Here is a 15,245-nt window from a genome sequence, read left to right as displayed (position 1 = left end):
GGCGAAAAAACCTGCGACATGTTGGCGCTAGAGGACTTCCCTTTTTTACCACGCTTGCCTAGGGTCCGATTTGAACAAATATGTTCCAACAAATGGGAGTTCACAAAAATGAAAAAAATGATGATGGCGACAGCCGCCGCTGCCCTGACTGCTGGCACTGCGTTTGCGGGTGGCCACGCCAAGGAAGTGAAGCTGGGTGTGCTTCTCGGCTTTACTGGGCCGATCGAATCCCTCGCCCCGGCCATGGGTTCCGGCGCTGAGCTGGCGATGGAGGAAGTGACCAAATCCGGCAAGCTGCTTGATGCGGCGACTGTCATTCCGGTGCGCGCGGACACCGGCTGTATCGACAATGGTCTGGCGACGGCAAACGGCGAGAAGCTGGTTGCTGACGGTGTCAACGGCATCATCGGCGGTGACTGCTCCGGCGTGACCGGCGCGATCCTGCAGAACGTCGCGATCCCGAACGGCATGGTGATGATCTCGCCATCGGCCACCTCGCCCGGCCTGTCGACCATGGAAGACAACGACCTGTTCTTCCGCACCTCGCCCTCCGATGCCCGCGAAGGCCAGGTGATGGCCGAAGTGCTGAAAGAGCGCGGCGTCAACTCCATCGCCCTGACCTATACCAACAACGACTACGGCAAAGGTCTGGCCGACGCGATCAAAACCTCCTTTGAGGAAGTCGGCGGCGAAGTCACCATCGTGACCGCGCATGAAGACGGCAAGGGCGACTATTCCGCAGAAGTCGCCGCACTGGCGTCCGCTGGCGGCGATATTCTGGTTGTTGCCGGCTACCTGGATCAGGGCGGCCTGGGCATCATTCAGGCCTCGCTCGACTCCGGTGCCTATGACACCTTCGGTCTGCCCGGTGGCATGATCGGTGACACCCTGCCCAAGAACATCGGCCCGGATCTTGATGGCTCCTTTGGCCAGATTGCCGGTTCCGATAGCGAAGGTGCGGCGATCTATGCTGAGCTGGCCAAAGCCGCAGGTTTCGACGGCACCTCCGCCTATTCCCCGGAGAGCTATGACGCTGCCGCGCTGTTCATGCTGGCAATGCAGGCCGCAAACTCCAAGGATCCGGCCGACTATGGCTCCAAGATCCTTGAAGTAGCCAATGCGCCCGGTGAGAAGATCAACCCCGGCGAGCTGGGCAAGGCCCTGGAAATCCTCGCGAATGGCGGCGACATCGACTATGAGGGTGCGACTGGCGTAGAACTGATCGGCCCCGGTGAGAGCGCAGGCTCCTACCGCGAGATCGAAGTCAAGGACGGCGCCAACGCCACCGTGAAATTCCGCTGATCCCGTAAAATCGGATCGAACCAAGATGATCAGCCCGGGTTTTGCCCGGGCTGTTCCAAATTCAAAAGCCGTCAAAAAGACGGTGGGGGATGAAATGACATGATCGTCGTCGAGGACTTGCACAAGCACTTCGGCGGGTTCCATGCGGTTGATGGCGCGTCGCTGGAAATCGCTAAGGGCTCCATAACCGGTTTGATCGGGCCAAACGGCGCCGGAAAAACCACTCTTTTCAACGTGATTGCAGGCGTGCTTGAACCGACCTCTGGCCGGGTCACCATGGACGGTGAGGACATCACCGGCCTGCCGCCGCATGAGCTGTTCCACAAGGGGCTGCTGCGGACGTTCCAGATCGCGCATGAATTTGCGTCGATGACCTGCCGCGAGAACCTGATGATGGTGCCAAGTGCGCAGTCGGGTGAGACGCTGTGGAACACCTGGTTCGGCCGCAAGCGCATTGCGGATGAGGAACGCGCGCTGCGGGCCAAGGCAGATGAGGTTCTGGAATTCCTGACCATCAGCCATATCGCTGATCTGAAGGCCGGTCAGGTCTCGGGCGGGCAGAAGAAACTGCTTGAGCTGGGCCGAACCATGATGGTGGACGCCAAGATCGTCTTCCTCGATGAGGTGGGCGCAGGTGTGAACCGGACCCTGCTCTATACCATTGCCGATGCCATCAAGCGCCTCAACGAGGAGCGCGGCTATACCTTCGTCGTGATCGAGCACGACATGGAGTTCATCGGGCGCCTCTGCGACCCGGTTATCTGCATGGCCGAGGGCAAGAAACTGGCTGAAGGCACGCTGGATCAGATCAAGGCCAACGAGCAGGTGATCGAAGCCTATCTCGGCACCGGCCTGAAAAACAAAGATAAACTGGAGGCTGGAGCATGAGCGACAATCCCTACCAGAACGATCACGGCAATCGTGATGCCTCGATCACCAATCCGCATGGTGTCGGAACGATGCAGCCTGCCCACAGCAAAAGCGGCCCCACACGCAAGGTGGACGGTGGTCCCTTTCTGATCGGTGACACGATGACCGGCGGCTACGGCAAAGGGCCGGATATCCTGCACGACTGCACCATTGCCGTCGATAAGGGCGAGATCGCCGTTATCGTTGGCCCCAATGGTGCCGGGAAATCCACCGCGATGAAAGCTGTGTTCGGGATGCTCGATGTCCGCGCAGGTGCCGTGCGTCTGGACGGCGAGGATATCACCCTGCTGACCCCCCAGGACCGGGTGATCAAGGGCATGGGGTTTGTGCCCCAGACCAGCAATATCTTCACCTCGATGACGGTTGAGGAAAACCTGGAAATGGGTGCCTTCATCCGCACCGATGATTTCCGCGATACCATGGAGCAGGTCTATGAGCTGTTTCCGATACTGCGTGAAAAACGTAACCAGCCGGCGGGCGAACTCTCCGGGGGTCAGCGCCAGCAGGTGGCCGTTGGCCGCGCGCTGATGACCAAGCCGAAGGTTCTGATGCTGGACGAGCCGACAGCAGGTGTGTCGCCCATCGTCATGGACGAGCTGTTCGACCGTATCATCGAGGTGGCCCGCACCGGCCTGCCGATCCTGATGGTCGAACAAAACGCCAAACAAGCGCTTGAGATCGCGGACAAAGGTTACGTTCTGGTACAGGGCCGCAATGCCTACACCGGCACCGGCCAGGAACTGCTCGCCGATCCCGAAGTGCGCAAATCTTTCTTGGGGGGCTAAGAGATGGACTTCCTCAACGCCCTTGTGGCGCTTACAAATTTTGTCGGGGTTCCGGCAATCGCTTACGGCAGTCAACTGGCGCTTGGTGCGCTGGGTGTGACGCTGATTTATTCGGTGCTGCGGTTTTCGAATTTTGCCCATGGCGACACTATGGCCTTTGGCACGATGGTGACCATCATGGTGACCTGGTGGTTGCAGTCGATGGGCATCAGCTTTGGCCCGCTGCCGACTGCGCTGCTGGCGCTGCCGCTTGGCATCGTGAGCTGTATGCTTCTGATGCTGGTCACCGACCGCACCGTTTATCGGTTCTACCGGACACAGAAAGCCAAGCCGGTGATTTTTGTCATGGTGTCGCTGGGCGTTATGTTCATGATGAATGGCCTTGTGCGATTTGTCATCGGGCCGGGCGATCAGCGGTTTGCTGACGGCGAACGCTTTCTGATTTCCGCGCGGGATTTCAAGGCGATGACCGGCCTGAGTGAGGGGCTGGCGATCAAGACCACGCAAGGCATCACCGTGATCACCGCAGTGGTGGTTGTCGCGCTGCTGTTCTGGTTCCTGAACAAGACCCGCACCGGTAAATCCATGCGCGCCTATTCCGACAACGAAGATCTGGCGCTGCTCTCGGGCATCAACCCGGAGCGGGTGGTGATGTATACCTGGCTGATCGTTGCGACCCTCGCGACCATTGCCGGCGTGCTTTATGGTTTGGACAAATCTTTCAAACCCTTCACCTATTTCCAGCTGCTGCTGCCGATCTTTGCCGCCGCTATCGTTGGTGGTCTGGGCAGCCCGGTCGGGGCCATCGCTGGTGGGTTCATCATCGCGTTCTCCGAGGTGACCATCACCTATGCCTGGAAGAAAGTGCTGACCTACGTGGTTCCGGAGTCGTTCGAGCCTGATGGCCTCGTCCAGCTTCTGAGCACGGATTACAAATTCGCCGTGTCCTTTGCGATCCTCGTGGTCGTGCTTCTGTTCAAGCCCACGGGCCTTTTCAAAGGAAAAGTGGTATGAGCGAGACAGTCAAAACCTCCCTGCTGTTTCTGTTTGTTGGCATTCTGATCCTGCTTGAGGGCAGCACAAGCTTTCTGTTTTTCTCCGGATCCTGGAACTCGGCTCTGGTGATCCTCAACATGGGGTTGGTCTCTGCGATCATGGCGATTGGCGTCAATCTTCAGTGGGGCTTTGCCGGTTTGTTCAATGTCGGCATCATGGGCTTTGTGGCGCTTGGTGGTCTGGCCGTTGTGCTGGTCTCTACCGCGCCAACACCGGGCGCGTGGAGCCAGGGCGGTGTCGGGATCATCATGGCACTGGCCATGGGGGCGATGACGCTGGTCGCGGCCGTTGCAACCATGCGGATGGTGCCTGCCGGTAAGCTGCGCGTTGCGGTGCTGCTGGCGGTGCTGATCCTCGGCTTTGTGGTGTATCGCGCAATCTTCGATCCGGCGGTTGCCGGGGTCGAGGCGATCAACCCGGCGCTGGAGGGCAACCTAGGCGGGCTGGGTCTGCCGGTGCTTCTGGCCTGGCCTGCGGGCGGTCTGCTGGCGGCCGGCGTTGCCTGGCTGATCGGCAAGACGGCCCTCGGTCTGCGGTCTGATTATCTGGCGATTGCGACGCTTGGCATTGCCGAGATCATCATCTCGGTGCTGAAGAACGAGGACTGGCTGTCGCGCGGCGTGAAAAACGTCGTCGGACTGCCCCGGCCCCTGCCCTATGAGGTCGATCTGCAGAATGATGCGGAGTTTGTCGCCAAGGCGGCGGACTATGGTCTGGATCCGGTTCTGGCCTCCACGCTCTATGTCAAGCTGGGCTACTCGCTGCTGTTCACCGTCGTGCTGCTGGTGCTGCTGTGGATGGCGCAGATGGCATTGAAGAGCCCCTGGGGCCGGATGATGCGCGCCATTCGCGACAATGAGGTGGCAGCCGAGGCGATGGGCAAGGATGTGACCCGCCGCCATCTGCAAATCTTCATCCTTGGCTCTGCGATCTGTGGCATTGCCGGGGCTATGATGACCACGCTCGACAGCCAGCTGACGCCGGGCACGTATAATCCCTTGCGCTTCACCTTCCTGATCTGGGTGATGGTAATTGTCGGTGGCTCCGGCAATAACTTTGGCGCGGTGCTGGGAGGTCTGCTGATCTGGTTCCTGTGGATCAAGGTTGAGCCGATGGGCATCCTGCTGATCGAGACCCTGACCGCAGGCATGGCCGACACCAATGCGCTGAAGGTTCATCTGCTGGAAAGCGCGTCGCATATGCGTCTGCTGACCATGGGGCTGATCCTGCTGCTGGTGCTGCGTTTCAGCCCCCGTGGCCTGATCCCCGAGCGCTGAGGTCGCAGATCCGCGACCGGTCTGACAATCGGACCTATGGAAACGCGAAACGCCGCCCGTGGATATGCTCCCCGGGCGGCGTTTTGTTTTGCTCTGACAGGTCGGGCCGGCTCACCGCCCCTTGAACAGACCGCCGAGGATGCCGCGCACAAGCCTTCGACCGGTGGTTCCTTTCAATTCCTTGATGACCGCCTCGGACATGGCTGAGGCAAAACTGTCGCGTGGTTTTACCCGCCGCGCGGAGGACCGGCTGACCCGGCTGCCTGAATAGCGCCGCCCGGCGTTATATTCGCGTGCCATCGGTTCGGGTGCCGCTTCGGCGTAATCTTCTGCGGCCTCAGCCTCGGCGGCGGCTTTTGCGGCGCGTTCCGCAAGGATTTCATAGGCGGACCGCCGGTCGGTGGTCTGGTCATATTTCCCGGCCATGTCCGAGCTCTGCAAGATTGCCCTGCGGTCCTCAGCGGTGATCGGGCCGAGTTGAGAACTGGGCGGGCGGATCAGCGTGCGCTCAACAACGCCGGGGACACCTTTTTTCTGCAACATCGAGGTAACCGCCTCACCGACGCCGACCTCGCGGATCGCCTCCTCGGTTGAGAACCGTGGATTCTCACGGTAGGTTTCGGCCGCCATGCGCAGGTTTCTCCGGTCGCGCGCGGTAAATGCCCGCAGCGCGTGCTGGATGCGGTTGCCAAGCTGGCCAAGGATGTCTTCCGGCACGTCAGCCGGGTTCTGCGTGATAAAATAGATCCCGACCCCTTTGGAACGGATCAGACGCGCCACCTGTTCCACCTTGTCTATGAGCGCCTTGGGGGCATCATCAAAGAGCAGATGCGCCTCGTCGAAGAAAAACACCAGCCGGGGCTTTTCAGGATCGCCAACCTCTGGCAGCTCCTCGAACAGCTCGCTCAGCAGCCAGAGCAGGAATGTTGCGTATAGTCCCGGCGCCGCCATCAGTTTGTCAGCGGCGAGGATATTGACCATGCCACGCCCGTCAGCGGTGCCGCGCATCAGGTCGCTCAGCGCCAGGGCCGGCTCGCCAAAGAGCTGCGCCCCGCCCTGGTTCTCCAGCACCAGCAGCCGCCGCTGGATTGCCCCGATTGAGGCTGTGGAGACATTGCCGTAGCGCAGCGATAGCTGCGCGCGGTTTTCACCCACCCAGACCAGCAGCGCCTGTAGATCCTTCAGGTCCAGCAGCGCCAGACCTTCCTCATCCGCGAGACGGAAGGCGATGTTCAGGATGCCCTCCTGTGCCTCGCTCAGTTCCAACAGCCGCGCCAGCAGCAATGGCCCCATCTCGGCCACGGTCGTCCTGACCGGATGCCCCTGCTCACCGTAGAGATCCCAGAAGGTGACCGGGCAGGCATGGTAGCGGTAGTCGTCAAAGCCGATCTTGGTCGCCCGGCTGGTAAAGGCATCATGTAGCTTATGGTCGGCGCTGCCGGATTTCGCCAGGCCGGACAGATCGCCCTTCACATCCGACAGGATTACCGGCACGCCGGCATTGGAGAAACTCTCGGCGAGGATCTGTAGCGTGACCGTCTTGCCCGTGCCGGTTGCTCCGGCGATCAACCCGTGACGATTGGCATATTTCAGCGCCAGCGCCTGTGGATCGGCATAGGCTTCGCCACCGCCGCCGATAAAGAGTTTGTCCTGCATGATCTGCCCCTGACTGTTGTGATCCCGCGAAAAATGCGATCGGTCTCAAATGAAAATACAAAATTAACCTTTGAATGCGAGAGTGATAATTGCCCGTCGACCATCATGCGGTTGTGTCGGCGGACATTTCCTCCCTGTCAGACTGGGCCGTGCTTCGGGCACGGCCTTTTTTTTTGCGCTCGCGGCCGGCCCGTGGCGATCAGCTGCGCCTTGTGGGCAGGTGTTTTGTGCATATTGCGCGCGCTATGGGCGTAGGCGTCAATTATTCCACCAACTGCGACATTTTTTTCTCTTTCCATGTTGACCGATGGCCGACCCTTTCGTAACGTCCTCCCAATAACTAAGTCGGCCAGTCCGACGGGGAGAAAAAATACGAAAAAGGGGGCAGTTATGCTCCCTTTTTTGTTTTGTTCCAAGTGCTTCCAGTCGTGACGCGCGATCCGGTCAATTCCCCGCCAGTGAAGCGGGCAAACATGGTTATTGGCCTGACACCGGGGTTCGGCCATGCTACATCGAATCCGACACCACAGGATAGATGAGGCAATCATGATCAAGTCCCTGACCCCGATGACCCTGGCCGCGCTGATGGCGCTGCCGCTGCCGCTGATGGCGCAGGAGACCGCCGGGGCGGCCGAGACCGAAGAGAGCCAGCCCGCCGCAGATGCCACAGCCACGGAGGCACCAAAAGCCGACGAGGTTCTGGATCTTGGCCAGCCCGTACAGGATGGCCCCAAGCTGGGGCAGCGCTATTCCAAAGAAACCCATGGCGATTGGGATCTGGCCTGCGTCAAGACCGAGGAAGAAACCGATCCCTGTTCGCTGTTGCAGATCATGTCCGACGACAACGGCAATCCGATGGCGGAGTTTTCGCTGTTCCGGATTGATCAGGAAGGCAGCCAGGCTGTCGCCGGTGCGACGGTGATCGTGCCGCTTGAAACCTTGCTGCCGGCCGCGCTGACCATTTCCATCGATGGCGCCCCCGGCAAGCGGTATAATTATTCCTTCTGTAGCCCAATGGGCTGCGTCGCCCAGATCGGGCTGACCGAGACCGATATCGCCGCGTTCAAAAAAGGCAAGATCGCCACGCTGAGCCTGCGCCCCGCACCAGCGCCGGATCAGGTGATCAATATGGAGCTGTCGCTCAGCGGATTTACCGCCGGTTACAATGTCGTGGACGTTGTGAAGCAATAAACATCCGGTGCGGCAAACAGAAAGCCGCTGTCCAGAAAACGATCACCGCCGCACCCTGGATCAGGATGCGGCGGTTTTTTTCGGCTCTGCGGCTGGCGATCGCTCAGATCTTGCGCAGGGCAAGCACCGCGTTCAGCCCGCCAAAGGCAAAGGCATTGCTGAGGGCGACGGTCACATTGGCCTGCCGTGCCTCATTCGGAACCACGTCCAGCGCGCATTCCGGATCAGGTTCCTCATAACCGATGGTTGGCGCAACGATACCGTCACGCAGCGCCATGATGCAGGCCAGCAGTTCGACCGCTCCGGTGCCGCCGATCAGATGGCCGTGCATGGATTTGGTCGAGGACATCATCAGATTATCCGCATGGGGCCCAAAGACATCCGCCACGGCCGCGCATTCCGTTTTGTCGTTGGCGGCGGTTCCGGTGCCATGGGCGTTGACGTAGCCGACGTCCTCGGGGTTGACCTTTGCGTCCTGCAGCGCGCCGGCAATGGCGCGCGCGGCGCCCTGTTTGCTGGGCATGACGATATCTGCCGCATCCGAGGACATGGCAAAGCCGATGACCTCGCAGATGATATCGGCGCCGCGGGCGCGGGCGTGATCATAGTTTTCAAAAACGAAGATCCCGGCCCCCTCGCCCTGCACCATGCCGTTGCGGTTGGCACTGAATGGGCGGCAGGCATCCCGTGACATGACCCGCAGCCCTTCCCAGGCTTTGACGCCGCCAAAGCAGAGCATCGATTCAGATCCACCGGTGATCATCACCGGCGCCATCCCGGAGCGGACCATCTGAAACGCCTGGGCCATGGCATGATTTGAAGAGGCGCAGGCTGTCGAGACGGTAAAGCTCGGCCCCTTCAGATTATGTTCCATCGAGACATGGCTGGCTGCGGCATTGTTCATAAGCTTGGGCACGACAAAGGGGTGGACCCGGTTTTTGCCGTCCTCGTAAACCGAGCGATAATTGTCGTCCCAGGTCGAGACCCCGCCGCCGGCCGTCCCAAGCACCACGCCGGATTTCTGAGACAGCTCGCCGTGAAACTCCAACCCCGACTGCTCAATCGCCTCTTTTGCGGCGGTCAGCGTGAATTGGGTGAAACGATCATAAAGGCTCATCTGTTGCCGGTTGAACCGGCCCTCGGCCTCAAACCCGCGCACCTGTCCGCCGATGCGGATCGACAGGCGGTCAACGTCGCGAAAATCGAGTTCTCCGATGCCACAGCGACCTTCGGCCATTGAGGCCAGCGTGTCGGCCACCGTATGGCCAAGGGCATTGATTGTCCCCATGCCAGTGATGACAACCCGGTTCATCTTGTGCCTCCAACCCCGCTGAACATCGTTATTTTTCGGCGATCAGCTTATCAATGCCGACGATGATCGCAGCGACATTGGAGATGTCGAAATCGCTCTTGTCCGGTTCATTTGCGTTGAAGGGGATGGTGATGTCGAACTCTTCCTCAATGGCAAAGATACTCTCGACAAGGCCAAGGCTATCGATACCGAGGTCTTCCAATGTGCTGTCGAGTGTCACATCCGATGGTTCCAGCACAGCCTGTTCGGCGATGATGGCGATGACCTTGTCCTGCGTGCTCATGAGGGATCCCTGATCAGTGGTATTTTGCGTCATGTAAGTGGTGCGCCGTTATTTGAAAACCGCCTTCTTCAGCGCCTCGATGTCGCGCATCAGACGGCCCAGACGCCGCTGCCCCTTATACATCTCGGTATGTGTCTCCATTTTGACAGCGGGATAGCCCATCACCACACGGCCTGCGGGCACGTTTGACAGGATCTTGGTTCCGCCCCCGGCAATCACCCCGTCACCGATAAAGATATTGTCGGCAACCCCGGTCTGACCGCCCAGAACCACGTTGTTGCCAATATCGACGGAGCCTGAAATCCCGGTCTGACCACAAAGCAGACAGTCCCGGCCGACACGGGTGTTATGGCCAATATGAACGAGGTTATCGAGCTTGCTGCCGCTGCCGATCACGGTGTTGCGGATGGTGCCATTATCAATGGTGCAATTGGTGCCGAGTTCGACGTCATCGCCAATCTCGACTGCGCCGAGCGAATGGATCCGCAGCCAGCTCTGCGCCTTGCTATCGCCTTGATCGCCCATGGTTTTGCGCGCGGTTTCCACTCCGGAGACCTCCGGTGTCACATAGGAAAACCCGTCGCCGCCAATCCGTGCGCCGGGCTGGGCGCGAAAGCGATCACCGATGGTGGCACGGGCACCAATGCTGACAGCTTCGCGCAGCTGCGCCTCGGTGCCGATGGTGACATCCGCCCCGATGTAGCACTGCGGGCCAATCACTGACCCTGCGCCGATCCGCGCACCCGCGGCGATCACCGCCAGAGGGCCGACGGAGACATTCTCGCCCAGTTCTGCGGAGGGGTCGATCACAGCGCTGGGGTGAATTTCATCGCCAAAGCCCTGTCCCTGGTCCAGCAGCCGGGTCACACCGCCCATCGCGAGGCGCGGGCGCGGGGCAAAGATGGCGGCCTTCAGCCCCATCGCCTGCCAGTCGGCGCCCTCCCAGACCAATCCGACGCGGGCGCTGCCTTCGTTCAGGGTTTCGGCGTATTTCGGGGCCATGGCCATGGCCAGATCATCGGGGCCTGCATCCTGCGGTTCAGCGGCGCGCTGCACCACCAGGTCCAGATCTCCTGCGGCCTCTGCCTGAAGAGAGGCGGCGATTTCGCGGACTGTAAACATGTCGGGCCCTTCCGGTCTGTTGCCTTTGGGCCCGAGGATTACCCTTGTACGCCCGGCAACACCACCCCTGCCCGTTCCAACGCGGCCCATACCTTGGCGTCACGACCGTAGATGTCGCGACGGTATTCGGGCTGCCCTTTTGAGGACACAAAGGCGGTCCGATAGATAATATGCACCGGAACCTTCTGATCAAGGACCACCTTGGTCTCCTTGCCGCTGTTCAGAATACGGTGAAAGAAATCCTTTGGGTTTTCAGTCTGGCGAGCCAGCAAAGCGTAAGCAAATTCAAATGGTTGCGCGAGCCGGATGCAGCCATGCGAGAAGGCGCGGACCTCACGCTGGAACAGGCTCTTCTGCGGTGTGTCATGCAGATAGATATTGTATTTGTTCGGGAACATGAACTTCACCAGCCCCAGCGCGTTCTTGCTGCTGGGCGGCTGGCGCATGGCAAAGGGGAAGGTGCGCGCGGTATATTTGGAGAAATCAGCGGTTGCGCGATTCACCTTGCGGCCCCGACTGTCGGTGATTTCGATATGGCTCACCGCGTTGGGGTTGCTGCGCAGCTTGGGCAGATATTCCTTGGTCACGATGGACCGGGGCACGTACCAGCTGGGATTGATCACCATATGCTCCATCTCGTCAGAGAATTCCGGCGAGCGTCGGTCGGCATTGTCCTTGCCGATGACAGAGCGGGTCACAAAGGTCACTTCGCCATTGTCGATGATCTTTGCGGTGAAATCGGTCTGATTGACCAGAATATGACGGTTGCCGCGATCCGGGGTCAGCCAGCGTTCGCGCTCCATCGCTACCAGAACGGATTTGAGCCGGTCCGAAACCGGTTTGTTGATTTCCGCGATTGTCCCGCCACCGGCGACCCCATCGGCGGTCAGCCCGTGATCGGATTGGAACGCCTGCACGGCCTGCTCCAGCGCGCCATCATAGCTGCGCGCTGCGCTGCGTGGCAGATACCCCATCGCAATAAGACGATTGCGCAGGGCAATCACCGCCGGGCCATTGTCGCCACGTTCCAGTTTCTGTGCCGCAACCCGTGGGCCCCAGCCGCCGGCCGCCTGCAGCTTTTCCAGTCGCATCTTCTCACGCAGCAGCGCCTGATACTGGGCGCTTTGCGGCGCCAGGCTGCGCAGATAGGCCACAGGAGACTGATCACGGATCCCGATCAGATAGGCGGCGAAATCCGGTTGGTGCTTCTCGCGGACGATACCATCGTCGATCCGGCGCGGTTCAAGCAGACCAGTTTGCAGGTCGCTGGCATAGCCCACTAGCGCGCGGCTCATCGCGACTTCGGCACGACCGAGGTCACGGGTGGTCCGAACCTGGCTCAGCAGCTCCATCAGCGCATCTATTTCGGCGCTGCGATCCGGAAGCCCGTGAACCGGGGCCTCCTGCAGGGCGCGAAACAGCGCTGCGCGCCGGATGCGCGCGGCATCATCGCTGCCGGTCCAGATCGCAGCATAGCCCGTTTCGCGGTAAAACGCTGCAACCGGGTCGCTTGCTGAGGCCGCTTCGGCAACCGCCTGTTTGAACGCCGTCACCTCTGCCCTGGCACCGGAGGGCATGGCAAAGGCAACCCCGCCCAGTGCAAGTGCAAAAACTCCCGCCTTCAGCGTCGGGCCAACGGTCGAAATGGCACGGGTCATCAACACAGGCGACATATGGGTACGGTCCTCAAATGAATTGCTTTTCACAGTCTGCAGTTGCCTACATGAAATCCTGGTGAACGCCAGCCCCCGCTGTCCATTCACATTTTAAACAGAGCAAACAGGCAACAGGCACCTGCGTCTTATCGGTCTCAATTACGGCCACTCGGGCCGTGATCGCCACGACACATTGAGGGGAAATTAACCATTTATTTCCCTTTTGCGCAAAAAATTGCCGAAAATCACAGTTCATGTCGAGCTGCAACATTCAAAACTTGGCGCGCGATTCTGTATGTGCAATACAGTTCTCGCGTGGAAACAGGACCACACCCTGTCCGTAACATCGGGCACAGGCAGAGACATCAGGCGTACGGGACAGCGCAGTGACAATGGCTAAAACTGAAAAATCGGGTTTCTCCCGTCGTGCTCTATTGGGTGCGTTCGCGGCAACAACCATGGTCGCCGCTCCGACCTTCTCCAATGCAGCGGGCTTCCTGCGCGGCGCAGGCGATATCCGGCGGATCCGGATGTACTCAGGCCGCACCGGTGAGCGGATCGACATGGTGTATTGGATCGACGGCAAATACATCAAGGATGCGATCAAGGAAGTGAACCACTTCATGCGCGACTGGCGCAACGATCAGGTCAAGGAAATCGACCTGCGTACGATCGACATCATGGCCGCCTCCCACAATCTTCTTGATGTGAATGAACCCTATATGATGCTGTCGGGCTACCGCAGCCCGAAAACCAACGCGATGCTGCGCAGCCGCTCGCGCGGGGTTGCGAAGAACTCGCTTCACATGCGCGGCCAGGCCGCTGACCTGCGGCTCTCCTCGCGCTCCGTATCGCAGATGGCGAAAGCCGCAATGGCCTGCCGTGCCGGTGGCGTTGGCAAATACAGCGGCTCGAATTTCGTTCATATGGACTGCGGTGTTGTCCGCAGCTGGAACGGCTAAACAGCCTGCCTCGCCTGTTCTCGTGTCCCGAGCCTTTGCAAGCCCATGTTGCCCGACAACATGGGTTTTTTGCTGTGCTCTGACGTCTGAATTCAGCGAGTTCCCCGCGCGCACCATAGTCTGCCCAATGTCCATTCGCTGCATAATCATACAGATCACAAACGCCTGAATTGAATTATGGTTCCCATGTTTTTTGCCATTGCAGAGCCACCGCGCGGCAGCTATACGACGCATATAGGCACCTGTAGCTCAGCTGGATAGAGCGCTGCCCTCCGAAGGCAGAGGCCAGAGGTTCGAATCCTCTCAGGTGCGCCATCTCTCACACCATATTTCACATATGCACCGATGCCGCTGGCGACTGTGTGCTGTGCTTGTGTTGCGCGGGCTGTGTGGCAAGGGCTTGCCGGTCCAAGGGCCATAAGTGGACGCTGTTGCGCCCTCGCACTATTATTGGTTAATCCCGACAAATCCGGGGCGGGAGAGAGCGGCCTGCGTCCATTCAGGAATGGTTTTACCCGTGGGTCGCTCGTTTTAGCGCCAATCGGGACGCCGCAGCCCCGCGCCAGACAGCTTGCGAAACAACTGGATTTCCAGGCAAAAAAAAGAGGCCAGACCAGTGGTCTGACCTCTCGTAGCTTGTATGGGCGGCGAGTCAGGCGCGACGGCGACGGCTGCCGGCGCGACCACCGCGACCACGGCTTTCCTCGCCCTCTTTTGCCGGCTCTTTGTTGGCCTTGATCCATTCACCACCGTGAGGATCGTTGTTGGTCAGCAGGTTGGCGGCGCGGATCGCTTCCATCTCCTTGCCCGGACGTGGCTTGGTGGATCCAAGACCGAACATCTGAACAAAGGCCTCGTCTTCCATGCCCTCGGGCAGGATGATCCCGGCGGCCTCCACTTCGGCTCTCTTTTCGGCAATCTTCTTCTGGGTTACCGGCAGTGCCACTGGGTTCATGATCGCAGAGGTCATCCCCGCGCCCATCGCCATCGGCAGGAAGGCATTGTTGATGCCGTGACGGTTCGGCAGGCCAAAGGAGACGTTCGAGGCACCACAGGTGGTGTTCACGCCCAGTTCTTCACGCAGACGGCGAACCAGTGCAAAGACTTGCTGGCCTGCGGTTGCCATCGCACCAATCGGCATCACCAGCGGGTCAACCACGATGTCATGGGCAGGAATGCCGAAATCTGCGGCGCGCTCGACGATCTTCTTGGCGACGGCAAAGCGGACGTCGGGATCTTCGGAGATGCCGGTGTCGTCGTTGGAAATGGCCACGACCGGCACGTTGTACTTTTTGACCAGCGGCAGCACGTGCTCCAGGCGCTCTTCCTCGCCGGTGACCGAGTTCAGCAGCGGACGGCCCTCGGCGGCCTGCAGACCGGCTTCAAGCGCGCCGGGCACCGAGGAGTCGATGCAGAGCGGCGTGTCGGTAAGACCTTGCACCAGCTGGACGATCTTGGTCATCAGCGGCGGTTCGGTCTCGTTCGGGTTCGGGTTGGAGTTGTAGACAACGCCCGCGTTGATATCGAGGATGTTGGCGCCGGCCATCACCTGCGCAATCGCGTCTTGTTCAACGGTGGAGAAATCGCCGGCTTCCAACTCGGCCGCGAGTTTCTTGCGGCCTGTGGGGTTGATCCGTTCGCCGATCACACAGAACGGCTCATCAAATCCCAGGATTGCGGTTTTTGTCTTAGATTCTACGACGGTACGGGTCAT

13 protein-coding genes and 1 tRNA gene are annotated in these 15,245 nt (G+C 59.9%); 8 read left to right on the top strand and 6 right to left on the bottom strand.

The features are described 5' to 3' along the window. Positions 1-108 precede the first annotated feature (108 nt). From VWY60_RS07285 to VWY60_RS07265, 5 genes are all read left to right on the top strand, one after another. Complete coding sequence (locus VWY60_RS07285) at positions 109-1,302, top strand: ABC transporter substrate-binding protein (protein ID WP_416534929.1); 1,194 nt, start codon at positions 109-111, stop codon at positions 1,300-1,302. A gap of 99 nt (positions 1,303-1,401) precedes the next feature. Beyond that, positions 1,402-2,190 carry an ABC transporter ATP-binding protein gene (locus VWY60_RS07280; protein WP_340545586.1) on the top strand — a complete coding sequence of 263 codons (789 nt, stop codon included), beginning with the start codon at positions 1,402-1,404 and terminating at the stop codon, positions 2,188-2,190. Next, positions 2,187-3,017, top strand: coding sequence for an ABC transporter ATP-binding protein (locus tag VWY60_RS07275; protein WP_340545587.1), 831 nt, complete (start codon positions 2,187-2,189; stop codon positions 3,015-3,017). Before VWY60_RS07280 ends, VWY60_RS07275 begins: the two co-directional genes overlap by 4 nt. 3 nt (positions 3,018-3,020) lie before the next feature. Further along, the gene (locus VWY60_RS07270) at positions 3,021-4,031 is read left to right on the top strand and encodes a branched-chain amino acid ABC transporter permease (protein WP_416540168.1); all 1,011 of its coding nucleotides are present in this window, start codon (positions 3,021-3,023) and stop codon (positions 4,029-4,031) included. Further along, the gene (locus VWY60_RS07265) at positions 4,028-5,350 is read left to right on the top strand and encodes a branched-chain amino acid ABC transporter permease (protein ID WP_416540167.1); all 1,323 of its coding nucleotides are present in this window, start codon (positions 4,028-4,030) and stop codon (positions 5,348-5,350) included. The genes VWY60_RS07270 and VWY60_RS07265 overlap by 4 nt, the downstream gene beginning before the upstream one ends. Positions 5,351-5,461: 111 nt before the next feature. Here VWY60_RS07265 and VWY60_RS07260 read toward each other — a convergent pair whose 3' ends face one another. Beyond that, the gene (locus tag VWY60_RS07260; protein ID WP_416540166.1) at positions 5,462-7,006 is read right to left on the bottom strand and encodes a helicase HerA-like domain-containing protein; all 1,545 of its coding nucleotides are present in this window, start codon (positions 7,004-7,006) and stop codon (positions 5,462-5,464) included. Between the two features lie 546 nt (positions 7,007-7,552). Here VWY60_RS07260 and VWY60_RS07255 point away from each other — a divergent pair. Then, on the top strand, positions 7,553-8,197 hold the full coding sequence (locus tag VWY60_RS07255) for an invasion associated locus B family protein (protein WP_416540165.1): 645 nt from the start codon (positions 7,553-7,555) through the stop codon (positions 8,195-8,197). 103 nt (positions 8,198-8,300) lie between these two features. Here VWY60_RS07255 and VWY60_RS07250 read toward each other — a convergent pair whose 3' ends face one another. The 4 genes from VWY60_RS07250 to VWY60_RS07235 are packed head-to-tail and all read right to left on the bottom strand — an operon-like array spanning position 8,301 to position 12,587. Beyond that, the gene (locus VWY60_RS07250; protein ID WP_340545592.1) at positions 8,301-9,509 is read right to left on the bottom strand and encodes a beta-ketoacyl-[acyl-carrier-protein] synthase family protein; all 1,209 of its coding nucleotides are present in this window, start codon (positions 9,507-9,509) and stop codon (positions 8,301-8,303) included. Between the two features lie 28 nt (positions 9,510-9,537). Next, positions 9,538-9,792, bottom strand: coding sequence for an acyl carrier protein (locus VWY60_RS07245; protein WP_340545593.1), 255 nt, complete (start codon positions 9,790-9,792; stop codon positions 9,538-9,540). Positions 9,793-9,840: 48 nt separating this feature from the next. Then, the gene (gene lpxD / locus VWY60_RS07240) at positions 9,841-10,914 is read right to left on the bottom strand and encodes a UDP-3-O-(3-hydroxymyristoyl)glucosamine N-acyltransferase (RefSeq protein WP_416538758.1); all 1,074 of its coding nucleotides are present in this window, start codon (positions 10,912-10,914) and stop codon (positions 9,841-9,843) included. Between the two features lie 38 nt (positions 10,915-10,952). Beyond that, positions 10,953-12,587, bottom strand: a complete 1,635-nt coding sequence (locus tag VWY60_RS07235) for a L,D-transpeptidase family protein (protein WP_416540164.1) — start codon at positions 12,585-12,587, stop codon at positions 10,953-10,955. 374 nt (positions 12,588-12,961) lie between these two features. Here VWY60_RS07235 and VWY60_RS07230 point away from each other — a divergent pair, with 374 nt between their 5' ends. Beyond that, positions 12,962-13,531 carry a YcbK family protein gene (locus VWY60_RS07230; RefSeq protein WP_340545596.1) on the top strand — a complete coding sequence of 190 codons (570 nt, stop codon included), beginning with the start codon at positions 12,962-12,964 and terminating at the stop codon, positions 13,529-13,531. 238 nt (positions 13,532-13,769) lie between these two features. Then, positions 13,770-13,846, top strand: a tRNA-Arg gene (locus VWY60_RS07225). 337 nt (positions 13,847-14,183) lie between these two features. Here VWY60_RS07225 and VWY60_RS07220 read toward each other — a convergent pair. Further along, the gene (locus VWY60_RS07220) at positions 14,184-15,245 is read right to left on the bottom strand and encodes a methyltetrahydrofolate cobalamin methyltransferase (protein ID WP_340545597.1); all 1,062 of its coding nucleotides are present in this window, start codon (positions 15,243-15,245) and stop codon (positions 14,184-14,186) included.

It is taken from the genome of Phaeobacter sp. JH20_26 (assembly GCF_048056275.1).
Lineage (GTDB): Bacteria > Pseudomonadota > Alphaproteobacteria > Rhodobacterales > Rhodobacteraceae > Phaeobacter > Phaeobacter bryozoorum.
Note: the sequence above shows the minus strand (reverse complement) of the source record. Positions and strands in the feature narration are given on the sequence as shown.

What these genes read in the sequence shown, in the direction of transcription:
- VWY60_RS07275 (WP_340545587.1), top strand. Translation starts at nt 2,187, where the DNA reads ATGAGCGACAATCCCTACCAGAACGATCACGGCAATCGTGATGCCTCG.
- VWY60_RS07220 (WP_340545597.1), bottom strand. Translation starts at nt 15,245, where the DNA reads ATGACCCGTACCGTCGTAGAATCTAAGACAAAAACCGCAATCCTGGGA.
- VWY60_RS07235 (WP_416540164.1), bottom strand. Translation starts at nt 12,587, where the DNA reads ATGTCGCCTGTGTTGATGACCCGTGCCATTTCGACCGTTGGCCCGACG.
- VWY60_RS07270 (WP_416540168.1), top strand. Translation starts at nt 3,021, where the DNA reads ATGGACTTCCTCAACGCCCTTGTGGCGCTTACAAATTTTGTCGGGGTT.
- VWY60_RS07255 (WP_416540165.1), top strand. Translation starts at nt 7,553, where the DNA reads ATGATCAAGTCCCTGACCCCGATGACCCTGGCCGCGCTGATGGCGCTG.
- VWY60_RS07245 (WP_340545593.1), bottom strand. Translation starts at nt 9,792, where the DNA reads ATGAGCACGCAGGACAAGGTCATCGCCATCATCGCCGAACAGGCTGTG.
- lpxD (WP_416538758.1), bottom strand. Translation starts at nt 10,914, where the DNA reads ATGTTTACAGTCCGCGAAATCGCCGCCTCTCTTCAGGCAGAGGCCGCA.
- VWY60_RS07280 (WP_340545586.1), top strand. Translation starts at nt 1,402, where the DNA reads ATGATCGTCGTCGAGGACTTGCACAAGCACTTCGGCGGGTTCCATGCG.
- VWY60_RS07285 (WP_416534929.1), top strand. Translation starts at nt 109, where the DNA reads ATGAAAAAAATGATGATGGCGACAGCCGCCGCTGCCCTGACTGCTGGC.
- VWY60_RS07260 (WP_416540166.1), bottom strand. Translation starts at nt 7,006, where the DNA reads ATGCAGGACAAACTCTTTATCGGCGGCGGTGGCGAAGCCTATGCCGAT.
- VWY60_RS07250 (WP_340545592.1), bottom strand. Translation starts at nt 9,509, where the DNA reads ATGAACCGGGTTGTCATCACTGGCATGGGGACAATCAATGCCCTTGGC.
- VWY60_RS07230 (WP_340545596.1), top strand. Translation starts at nt 12,962, where the DNA reads ATGGCTAAAACTGAAAAATCGGGTTTCTCCCGTCGTGCTCTATTGGGT.
- VWY60_RS07265 (WP_416540167.1), top strand. Translation starts at nt 4,028, where the DNA reads ATGAGCGAGACAGTCAAAACCTCCCTGCTGTTTCTGTTTGTTGGCATT.